The organism is Aquibium sp. ELW1220 (assembly GCF_030398385.1).
Classification (GTDB): domain Bacteria; phylum Pseudomonadota; class Alphaproteobacteria; order Rhizobiales; family Rhizobiaceae; genus Aquibium.
On sequence record NZ_JAOAOQ010000131.1, the window covers coordinates 1 to 510 of the forward strand.

Genomic DNA, 510 nt, shown 5'->3' on the forward strand with positions numbered 1-510 from the left:
CAAGGCCGAAGACGTAGTCGATCGCGTTGTCCTCGCACCAGGCCATGACCTCTGCCCTGCCATAATGGCTGTCGCCGCGCACCAGGATGCGGGTGTCCGGCCAGCGGGCGCGGATGCGCCTCATGAGCCGGCGCAGATGGCCGCGGATCTCCGTGCCCGTCGGGGTCTTGCCGGGGCGCAGGATCATGGCGACCGGGCGGCCGGTGTCGGCGTCGTAGATGTGGATCGGCAGGAAGCAGCGCTCGTCGTGGTGGCCGTTGAAGAGCGAGAGCTGCTGATGGCCGTGGACGACGTCGAGCGTGTCGTCGATGTCGAGGGTGACGCTTTTCGGCGGCGCGGGGTAGCTCGACAGCCACAGGTCGACCAGAACGCGGCCGAGACGGATGACGGTCCTGAGGTCGGGCAGGTTCTCCAGACGCGAGCAGGTCGGCTGCGAGCACAGATCCTGACCGCTGTCGGGCAGCCGCCCGCAGGCGAGCTTGAAGGCCGGATCGTTGCGAAGGCGGTCGA

1 protein-coding gene is annotated in these 510 nt (G+C 68.4%); it reads right to left on the bottom strand.

The features are described 5' to 3' along the window. The coding region (locus N1F91_RS31050) for an IS1380 family transposase (protein ID WP_289997776.1) at positions 1-510 on the bottom strand (510 nt) is incomplete at both ends.